General features: G+C 72.2%; 8 protein-coding genes and 1 pseudogene. 7 read left to right on the top strand and 2 right to left on the bottom strand.

The features are described 5' to 3' along the window. Positions 1-261: 261 nt before the first annotated feature. From ACFW1A_RS33870 to ACFW1A_RS33850, 5 genes and pseudogenes are all read left to right on the top strand, one after another. A pseudogene (locus ACFW1A_RS33870) lies at positions 262-577 on the top strand (transposase); the annotation flags it as partial. A gap of 65 nt (positions 578-642) precedes the next feature. Then, entirely contained in the window at positions 643-1,473 is an 831-nt protein-coding gene (locus ACFW1A_RS33865; protein ID WP_380415912.1) for an ABC transporter ATP-binding protein, read from the top strand. Beyond that, positions 1,470-3,428, top strand: coding sequence for an FtsX-like permease family protein (locus tag ACFW1A_RS33860; protein WP_380415905.1), 1,959 nt, complete (start codon positions 1,470-1,472; stop codon positions 3,426-3,428). Before ACFW1A_RS33865 ends, ACFW1A_RS33860 begins: the two co-directional genes overlap by 4 nt. 590 nt (positions 3,429-4,018) lie before the next feature. Further along, the gene (locus ACFW1A_RS33855) at positions 4,019-4,651 is read left to right on the top strand and encodes a hypothetical protein (RefSeq protein WP_380415903.1); all 633 of its coding nucleotides are present in this window, start codon (positions 4,019-4,021) and stop codon (positions 4,649-4,651) included. 97 nt (positions 4,652-4,748) lie between these two features. Beyond that, a complete protein-coding gene (locus ACFW1A_RS33850) occupies positions 4,749-4,964 on the top strand; it encodes a hypothetical protein (RefSeq protein ID WP_380415898.1) in 216 nt (71 codons plus the stop codon). Between the two features lie 127 nt (positions 4,965-5,091). Here ACFW1A_RS33850 and ACFW1A_RS33845 read toward each other — a convergent pair whose 3' ends face one another. Next, positions 5,092-6,231, bottom strand: coding sequence for a hypothetical protein (locus ACFW1A_RS33845; protein WP_380415893.1), 1,140 nt, complete (start codon positions 6,229-6,231; stop codon positions 5,092-5,094). A 552-nt stretch (positions 6,232-6,783) separates the two neighbouring features. Here ACFW1A_RS33845 and ACFW1A_RS33840 point away from each other — a divergent pair. Then, positions 6,784-7,893 (top strand): ISL3 family transposase, encoded by a 1,110-nt coding sequence (locus ACFW1A_RS33840; RefSeq protein WP_380415889.1) that lies wholly within the window; start codon positions 6,784-6,786, stop codon positions 7,891-7,893. Further along, positions 7,848-8,396, top strand: a complete 549-nt coding sequence (locus ACFW1A_RS33835) for a transposase (protein WP_380415909.1) — start codon at positions 7,848-7,850, stop codon at positions 8,394-8,396. The genes ACFW1A_RS33840 and ACFW1A_RS33835 overlap by 46 nt, the downstream gene beginning before the upstream one ends. Positions 8,397-8,443: 47 nt before the next feature. On the opposite strand, the gene ACFW1A_RS33830 is transcribed toward ACFW1A_RS33835, so the two are convergent. Next, entirely contained in the window at positions 8,444-9,271 is an 828-nt protein-coding gene (locus ACFW1A_RS33830) for a nucleoside-diphosphate kinase (RefSeq protein WP_380415886.1), read from the bottom strand. Positions 9,272-9,616 lie beyond the last annotated feature (345 nt).

The following is a 9,616-nucleotide window of genomic DNA, read 5'->3' as shown; positions in this document are numbered from 1 at the left end:
GCCGCACGCCGCACGCCGCACGCCGCACGCCGCACGCCGCACGCCGCACGCCGCACGCCGCACGCCGCACGCCGCACGCCGCACGCCGCACGCCGACTGCTGGTGGTGTGGGGGTGTCGTTGGTCTTGTGGGCTTTGTGAGCCCGGCAATGCTTATGGCGGGCGGTGGGGAAGGCCCGCGCCGGGGCGGGAGCTGGCGGGGTCCGCGGGGTGGTGGGCGGGTGTCCGGTCCGTGCCGGCTGGTGCGGAGCGCGCGGCCGCTGCGATACCGCCGATTCGAGGACTGCGGGGACGTCCGCGGCGCGGGCCCCGGCGACTGTTCGCCGACCGGGGCTACGACTTCGACAAGTACCGCCGCCGCTGTGGAAGCGCGGCATCAAGCCGATGATCGCCCGACGCGGCGTCGCCCACGGTTCGGACTCGGCAAGGTGCGCCGGGTCGTAGAGCGCGCCTTCGCCTGGCTCCACCAGTTCAAGCGCCTCCGCACCCGCTACGAGCGACGAGCCGGTCTCCACCAGGGACTACTCGACCTCGCCTGCAGCATCATCTGCCTCCGGCGCCTTCGAAAGTCATTCTGAAACGATCAGTAAACCCGCTGGTCAGGCGCGCGGGGCGCATGGTAGGCATACCTCCTGTGATGATCATGGGGGATACGGTCCTCGGGCTGGAACAGCTGCACCGCACCTACGGGACCGGCCCGGAGGCCGTCCACGCGCTGGCGGGAGTGGACGTGGGCTTCGCCCGCGGGACCTTCACCGCGGTGATGGGCCCATCCGGGTCGGGCAAGAGCACCCTGCTGCAGTGCGCGGCGGGCCTGGACCGACCGGACTCGGGGCGGGTGGTGCTGGACGGCGTCGAACTCGGCCGGCTGACGGAAACTCAGTTGACGGTGCTGCGGCGGGATTTGCTCGGCTTCGTGTTCCAGGCGTTCAACCTGGTGGGTTCGCTGACGGCGGAGCAGAACGTCGGCCTGCCGTTGCGGCTGGCGGGTCGGCGGCCGGACCGGGCCGAGGTGGAGCAGGCACTGGCCCAGGTCGGGCTCGGGCACCGGACCGGCCACCTGCCCTCCCAGCTCTCCGGCGGCCAGCAGCAGCGGGTGGCCATCGCGCGGGCCCTGATCACCAGGCCCAAGGTGCTCTTCGCCGACGAGCCGACCGGCGCGCTGGACAGCTCCAGCAGCCGCGACGTACTGGCCCTGCTGCGCTCGCTGGTGGACCAGGAGGGCCAGACCACCGTCATGGTGACCCACGACCCGGTCGCCGCCGCGCACGCGGACCGGGTGCTCTTCCTGGCCGACGGCCGACTGGTGGACGACCTGGCGGCGCCCACCGCGCAGCAGGTCGCGGAGCGGATGACCACCCTCGAAACGGCGCCGGGGGCCACCACGCAGCCGTTGCCCGGAACCGCCGCGCAGCCGTTGCCCGGAACCGCCGCGCGGTCGCTGCCCGGGGCCGATGCGGGAGCGGCCCGGTGAGCTCCCTGCTGACCCTGCTGCCGGTCGCCTCGGCGAGCCTGCGCCGCCGCCGGGCCGCCTTCGCCGGCTCGTACCTCGCCCTCACCCTGGGCGTCACCCTGGTGGCCACTACCGGGGTGCTGCTGAACGACACCATGGGCGACGACTCCCCGCTCGGCGCGCCATCGCTGCACAAGGTGCTGACATTCGCCGCCGCGATGGCCGCCTTCGTCGCGGTCTTCGTGGTGGCCAGCACCTTCGCCTTCGCCGTGGCACAGCGCCGCCAGGAGACCGCACTGCTGCGCGCCGTCGGGGCCACGCCCCGTCAGATCCAGCTGCTGGTGCTGGGCGAGGCGCTGGTGATCGCGCTGGCCGCCGTGGTCTCGGGCTGCCTGCTCGCGTTGCCGGCCGCGCCGGTGCTGGCCGCCTGGCTGGTGGCCCGGGGCGCCGCCCCGGCGGGCTTCACCGCGCAGCCCGCTCTGGCACCGCTGCTGGTGGCGGCCGCGGTCGGCCTGGTGGTCGCGCTGCTCGGCGCCGCCGCCGCCTCGCTGCGGGCCGCCCGGGTGCGCCCGGTCGAGGCGCTGGGCGAGGCCGCGGTCGACGGGCGGGTGATGACTCCGGTGCGCTGGGCCTGCGCCGTGCTGCAGTCGGTCGGGCTGCTGGCCACCGTCGCGTTCTACCTCTGCGCCCCGCTGCTGCCCTCGGCCCCGGGCAGCGGCGGTGGCGGCCAGGTCCAGGACCCGCAGTTCGCCACCCAGTGGGTGATGGCGATCGACCTGATGGCGATCGTCTCACTCAGCCTGTTCGCCCCGCTGCTGGTGCCCGTGCTGGTCCGGTTGCTGACCTGGCCGCTGCGCTGGACGGTCGGCGCGACCGCGCTGCTGGCCCGGCAGAACGCACTGACCTCGGTGCGCCGCACGGTCTCCACCGCGACCCCGGCTTTCCTGGTGATCGCGTTGACCGGCACGGCTGTGGGCAGCACCGCGGCCTTCGCCGATGCGATGACCGCCCAGGGCCGGGCCGCCACGGCCGCCCGCTACGTGCTGCGCCCCGGCACCGCGCCGCTGCCCGCCGACGCCGCGCGGCAGGTTACCGCCGCCGAGCCGGGCCTGCGGGCCACCGCGACCACCTCGGTGGTGATCACCGGGCTGGGCGCCGACGCCGCCTCGTTCGCCGACCGGTCCCAGGACTCCGCCGCCTCGGTGCCCTCGGCCGCCCTGGTGGTGGACGGCGACCTGGCCACCGCCTTCGCGCTGCCCGTGGTGCACGGCACCGCCGCCGACCTGCGCGGTCAGAGCCTGGCCGCCGCCACCGACCAGGCGGCTGCGCACGGCTGGCACTTGGGCGACCAGGTCCGGCTGCGGCTGGCCGACGACACGGTGCTGACGCTGCGCCTGAGCCTGGTCTACCGCACCCAGCTGGGCCTGGACGAGGTGCTGATCGCGGGCGACGCGGTGGCCGGTCACCTGGGCGGCACCCGCCCCGACGCGGTCTACCTGAGCGCGGCGCCGGCCGCACCGCTGCCCGGTGCCGTCCTGAAGGACGCCCAGCGGCCGGGCCCGGATCCTGGTGCCCGCTACTCCTGGATCGCGACGACCACGATCCTGGGCCCGGCGCTGGTCTACGCACTGCTCGCGATCGTCAACACCATGGTGATGTCGGCCGCCGACCGGCGGCGCGACTTCGCAGTGCTACGGCTGGCCGGCACCGAGCGCCGCCAGGTGCTCGGGATGGTCGCGCTGGAGGCACTGCTCGTGGTGGCCACCGCCGCCGTGCTGGGGCTACTGGTCACGGCGCTCACCCAGGTCGGCACGACCGCCCTGATCGACCGGCGGATCCTGGCCGGGCAGGCCGACGTGGCCCTGCAACTGCCCTGGCTCCCGCTCGGCGCGGCCGGCCTGCTGTGCCTGCTGCTGGCGCTGGCCGCCAGCCTACTGCCGAGCCGCCTGGCGCTGACAGAACCGCGCCGGGCCTGACCGGCCGTCACCCCTGGTCCGCGGAAGTGCGCGGACGCGGAAGCCGGGCGGGCCCCCGTGGGGTCCGCCCGCCGAAGCACACCTCGCCTGGGGCGCTGTCACCCTGATGATCCGACGCCTCACCCGCACAGGCAGGGCGCCCACGCAACCCGAGGTCAGGCTCGCTGCATGGGGGGATCGGCTGTAGTGCCCATCGCGCAGCCGAGCGGCCAGGGACCGGTCAGCGGGCAGTGGTCGGCTCGAGCAGTCAGCAGTCCGTTGCCCGCCTGCGCCGTCCAGTCGAAGGACTTTCGGACTGCCGCCCTCAGGGGTTCTTCCGTCTGCGCAAGCTGGTGTTCAAGGGCGCCGGCCCCGATTTGTTCCGGGTGGCGGCAGGTGCGGGATCGCGTTCTGCACGTCGTTGAGTCCCTGGGCGGTCATGGCTTCCAGGGCCTTGCTCGCTTCGGCGCGTCCGGGCGCGGTGGGTGTGCGGAAGTGCGGGACAGCCGGGCCCGGGACGAGCGCGTCAGCGCCTGCACATCCGAGCAGGGAAGGGTTGTCAGTGGAGCTCGGACCGCGTTCAGTTCGGCCCGCTGACCCGCGGGGACCACGTGCTGCACGAGACCGTCTCGGTGCCCGACGGCAACCCGCCCGGGAACTACGAGGTCATCGCCCAACTCCTGATCGACGGGTGCAACCAGCTCACGGAGATCACGTCGGGCCCGGTGACCGTCTGGGCCGGCGCCTTCCCGGCCAAGGCCCCTGCGCCAGTGCCCAACAGCGGTAGCAGTACCCGCAAGGCGAGTCCGCGGTCGACCGCCACCGGCACCCCGGCTTCGGGCCCGTCCGCCGATCCGGCACCGTCCTCGCCCTCGGACTCGCCGTCACCGTCGCCGTCCGCGAGCCCGACATCCTCGCCCACGCCGACTCCGAGCGCCTCGCCGACCGCGGTCGACTCGCCCAGCGCGCCCGTGCAGCCCTCCGCGGCGCCGCTGGTGGCCTCGCCCGCTGTGCACAGCGACTCCGCGCTGCCGTGGGTGCTCGGCGCGGTGGCCGCCGTGGCGACAGGCGCCGTGTTCGGGTGGCGACGGCGCCGTCCGGCCCGGGCGGCGGCCGAGCCGGCTGGGCCGACCCCGGCTGGTGAAACGGTGGTCCTGCCGGTGGCGGCCGCGCAGGACCCGACCGAGGCCGTCCCCGCCGCGGAGGAAGGCACGCCCGACAGGCCCGGCCCTGCCGTGGACTGACACGGTTTCGCCGAGGCGTTCGCAGTGCTGCGACCCGAAGCCGAGGACTGGTTCCTCGCCCGGGCCCTGGTCGACGTCGCCGACGCCGCCGGCCGGGATGAGGAGACCGCGACGCTGTTCGGAGGCTCGGATCGCGGCCGCGGTCCCGGCCTGCGACGACCCGAACTGCCCCCGGCTGCGCCTGGAGCCGTGCAACGCCTTCGACCGGCTCGCCGTTGTCCGGGAGCGCCGGGGCCGCATCGATGAGGCGATCTTCCTGCTGGGCCGCCGAGAAGCCACCTCGGTGAACGGCGCACCCGCGAGGGCCAGCTGAGGTCGGACACGCCCTCGAACAGACCCTCCTACCGCAAAGATCCCGCCCGATCGGAACGATCGGGCGGGATCTCGTGACTCCTCACGAGTCTGACTCGTGAACAGGCAACCGGTGCACGGTCGGCGGATCAGGGCAGGTGAGCGGCGTCCACGTTCTTCGCCCGGAGCGCCAGCGTCAGCGGCTTGGCCTTGGCGGCGGCCACGGTAACGGCGCGGGCGTGGTGGAAGCCGTCGGCCCGGTTGAGGCCGTTCTTGGCCCAGACCGAGGAACCGCACCACGGGCCGAGCAGCCGGAACTGCTCCAGCGCCGCCCCGTGCATCCCCGCCCGGCCAAGGTAGTAGGCCAGCAGGTGGCGCAGTGCCGGCAGGTGGTCGTCGTCCTCACGGACCGCGGCGAGTGCGGTGGCGACCGCCGCGAGCCGCTTCTTGGCGGCGTACCCCGAGGGCGGGTTGGAGCGGCGCGCCTCGAGCTCGGACAGCGCGTGCAGGTAGATACCGGCCAGCGGGCTGCCCGCCGGGGCGTTGTCCATGGCGCGCCGGGCGAATTCCAGCATCTGCTTGTTGGACCCGAACCACTTGGCGCACCAGTACTGCATGCCCTGCCAGTGGCCCTCGTAGTGGTGCGGGGCGCGCGCGACCAGCTCCACCCACAGCGTCCAAAACCGCTCCGGCTTGTACTGCGCGCCGCGCGCGGCCGTCACCATGACCACCCACGGCCCCGGGTTCTGCGGGTCCAGCAGCGCGGCCCGCTGGGCCGCCTCGATCGCCGCCGGCAGCAGGGCGCGGAACTGCGTGATGTTCTCTTCCGGGGTCTCGTTGGCGTAGCCGCGACCGCGGACCTCCCAGGCCCTGTTGACCATCCGGTCCGCTTCCAGGGTGGCCGCGTCGCAGTTGTTGGGGTCCTCGGCGCGCCAGGTGGTCAGCCAGGCGTCGTCCTCGCGGGCGATCGAGCGCAGGAGTTCAAGGCGTGACCAGTTCTCGTCCCAGTCCTGGCCCGCTGCCGCGATGTAGGCGGCGGCCGGGCGCCAGTCGCCGGCGAAGGCGGCGTCCGCGATGGCCTGGCACTCCTGGCGGACGTGGTCGGGCGCGGGCGGGCCGGGCCGCTGCGGGTCGAGGACGTCGCGCGGAGCCAGACCGTAGGCGGCCGCGTCGAACGGAACCGGGGTCCAGGTGACAGCCGGCGTTTGGGCTGGCCGGCTGCCGCGACTGCGGAGGAAACGTGCTACGACGATGACTATGAGAACGGATATAGGAAGGAAGTGTGCCACAGGTGAGGATCATGATGGGTCGGGCGGTGGGAACGCAACGCAGTACTTGGAAGGAGGAGCGAGGCAGTCCACAAGGCGCCTGTCGTCAACAGCCTTCTCGGCGAGGCGGAGCTGCTGATCGACGTGGGAGCACTGACTCTTGAAACGGTCGGCCCCTGCCAAGCCCTCGATCACTGCCGACGGTCGCTCGAGTTGGCTCGGCAATACGGGCGGCCGCTCCGGACAGCCAGGGCCCATGAAGGCACGGCACGCTGCCACGTACTCCCCGGAGACCGCGAAACCGCCCTGACGCGCATCCGTGCAGCCGTCGGATTCTACGAAGAAGCTGGTAGCCGTGACGTGGATGAAGCCTGCATTCACGAACACCCTGACCTCCCCGCCGGCAAGCCGGCCGTGAAGCGGGGCCTGCTGGTGGCGTTACGGTTTGAACTGGGGTCTGGCCCAGGTTCTGTGAGCCGTGACGCTGGGTGACGGATTGTCGGGGTTGCTGGGGTCTGGAGGTCGTCCGGATCTCGCCGGTGCGGTGTCGCGGATGGCTGACTGTCGGCGGCTGTGTCGCAATCATGGTCGTGGCTCGGCGCGTTGCTGTTCCCGTCGCTGCCCCAGGTGGAGGTGGTTGGTGTCGAAGTATCCGGGCCGGCGGTGCGGATCGGTGCCCGGGTGGCCACCGCGGGTGCGGTCTGTCCGGGCTGCGGCGCATGGTCGGAGCAGGTCCACGGCTCCTACCGGCGCTTCCCGTCCGATCTGCCCAGCTGCGGCAGGCCTGTGACCTTGGCGTTGCTAGTCCGCCGGTTCGTCTGCCTGGAGGGGTCGTGTCCGCGCCGGACGTTCGCTGAGCAGGTGCCAGGGCTGACGCGCCGGCACGGTCAGGTGACCGAGCGGCAGCGGACGGCGGTCGCGGGTCTCGGCCTGGCGCTCGCGGGCCGGGCCGGCGCGCGGATGTCCGCGCTGCTGGGCATCCGGGCCGGCCGCAGCACGCTGCTGCGACGTGTGATGGACCTGCCCGACCCCGACACCGGGGTGCCGACCGCGGTCGGCGTGGATGACTTCGCCCTGCGTAAGGGCCATACCTACGGCACCGTGATCACGAACTCGGTCACCCACCAGGTCCTGGACCTACTGCCCGAGCGCGACGCCGCCGTGCTCACCCCGTGGCTGGCCGGGCATCCGCAGATCGAGGTGATCTGCAGAGACCGGGCCTCCGCCTACGCGGAGGCCGCCACTCATGCGGCGCCCCAGGCCCTGCAAGTGGCTGACCGGTACCACTTGTGGGCGAACCTGGTCCGCGCGATCGAACGCGTCGTCACCGCGCACCGCGCCTGCCTCCACGCCCAGCCCGCGCCACCGGTGCCGGAGCCGCAGTGGGAGACGCCGCTGCCCGGCACCAGCGGCGAAGAGCTGCCGGAGCCGGCTGGGCAGCTGGCCGATCGCCGCCGCGCCAACCACGCCCTGGCGCACGAGCTCCTGGTCGGCGGGATGAGTCAGCGCGAGGTGGCCCGTCACCTGGGCTGGAGCCGTAACACCGTTCGCCGCTATGCCGGCGCGGCGCGGTGGCAGGACATGAGGCAGGGACCTAAGGCTCCGCGTCGGCCAAGCTCGACCCCTACAAGCCCTACCTGCTGCGTCGTTGGGAGGAGACCGGCGGCAAGATCAGCGGGATAGCGCTACTGGGTGAGATCACCGCCAGGGGCTACCGCGGCGGCTACACCCAGTTCGCGACGTGGAAGCAGCATGAACTCCAGGCCCCGGACGGCCCGCCACCCCGGCCGCGGCCGCCTACGGTCCGCGAGGCCACCGACTGGCTCACCCGCCATCCCGACGGCCTGACCGCCGACGCGGAACTGCAGCGCAAGGCGCTGCTGGCCCACTGCCCCGAACTGGAGATCGCCGCCGGCCTGGTCCGGTCGTTCGCCGAGATGCTCACGCTGCTGGACGGCGAGCGGCTGCCCGAGTGGATCACCACCGCGACGACGTCCGGGCTGCCCGGGATCAGCACCTTCGCGAACGGCCTGAACAGTGACTACGACGCTGTGGCAGCCGGACTGACGACCCCGTGGAACTCCGGCCACGTCGAGAGCGCCGTGAATCGCATCAAGATGCTCAAGCGCCAGATGTTCGGCCGCGCGGGCTTCCAGCTCCTTCGCAAGCGTGTCCTCTTGGCGTGACTTCGCGTCGCTGTACCGCGAGCGCCGAGGCCAGCAGTGATCACGGCTCACGGGGTGTCGGCGCACAGCGTCAAGTGACGCAGCGTCGTGTATGCGAGGTATCCGTGCCATGTGTCCACCGTCGGAACCTGGCGGGCGAACTGCTCGTAGGGAGTGTTCCCGTCCAGCACGCCGGTCAGCACTTCGCCATCTTCGCTTCCGGCTCGCTGTGCGGCGCGGGTGCAGGCCATCAGGGCGGCGCCGACCGCCGGGTGGGATGAGCCGTGGGAGTCGGCCGGCCAGTCGATGGGCCGTACCACCTCCGGTCCCAGCCAGGCGGCCAGGACATCCGCCACAGTGCTCCACAGCTTGAACGGGCTCAGCAGGTGCGGTGTCTGGGCTATTCCGTCCGGTCTGGCACCGCTCGGTCCCAGGAGTTCAACGAGAGGGCGATCGAAGAGGGCCCGGGCGTCTCGGTCGAGGTTATCGGTGCTGTTGCTTGTGTGAACCAGGTTGAAGACGGGGTTCAGGGCCCCGAAATCGCCGCGCAGAGTGCCCGGTCGGGCCCGGTGGGGAAGGGCATCCCCTGTGAAGTGGCCCGCGAGCTCGGCTGCAGCCGACCTTTCGCCCGAGGACCGGCTGCCCTCCCGCTCCAGGAGCAAGGCGTGCACCGGCCCCAAGCCGTAAAACACTGCGCTCAGCTGCCGATCGATGCGGCCTCCGGAGTGGGTATCCGCGTCGAGGATGAGTTGGTGCTCCGGGCTCAAGACCAGCTCCCGGAAGCCGCGCAGCTGGTAGCCCTGGTCGCGGGTCCAGAGGGAGATGAGCCGAGTGAGGTGCTGAGCCACGCCGTCTGGTTTGACTATGAGAAGGGCGAAGCGGTCCGGTTCGAGCAAGGAGGACTCCTGTGCGAGCACGGTCTCATGGGCGCTCTGACTGTACTTGGAGTCCAGGCCAAGCCAATTCGTCACTCTGCGTGGCCATCTCACGGAAGTTGAGCCAGAACCTTGAACTGGCCCCACTCTTCCGGCTTGGGTTGGCCCCACTCGAAGCGTTCGGCGCGGTCTCTTCCGGCTTGAAATGGCCCCAGCTTCAGGTCTGAGAGGGCGGAATGAGAGCTGTTGTCCGTTCTGTCGTCGCCTGAACGTGTGGCCTTGCTGCACTGCCGCCGGTCACGGGGCGACCGGCATGTTGAGGGGTGCGTGAGTGACCGCAAGCCCTACAAGAGCGACTTGTCCGAC

The organism is Kitasatospora sp. NPDC058965, from assembly GCF_042741245.1.
GTDB lineage: Bacteria > Actinomycetota > Actinomycetes > Streptomycetales > Streptomycetaceae > Kitasatospora.
Note: the sequence above shows the minus strand (reverse complement) of the source record. Positions and strands in the feature narration are given on the sequence as shown.

Coding starts and splice junctions, on each gene's coding strand:
- ACFW1A_RS33865 (WP_380415912.1), top strand. CDS start 643: ATGGGGGATACGGTCCTCGGGCTGGAACAGCTGCACCGCACCTACGGG.
- ACFW1A_RS33850 (WP_380415898.1), top strand. CDS start 4,749: ATGAGGAGACCGCGACGCTGTTCGGAGGCTCGGATCGCGGCCGCGGTC.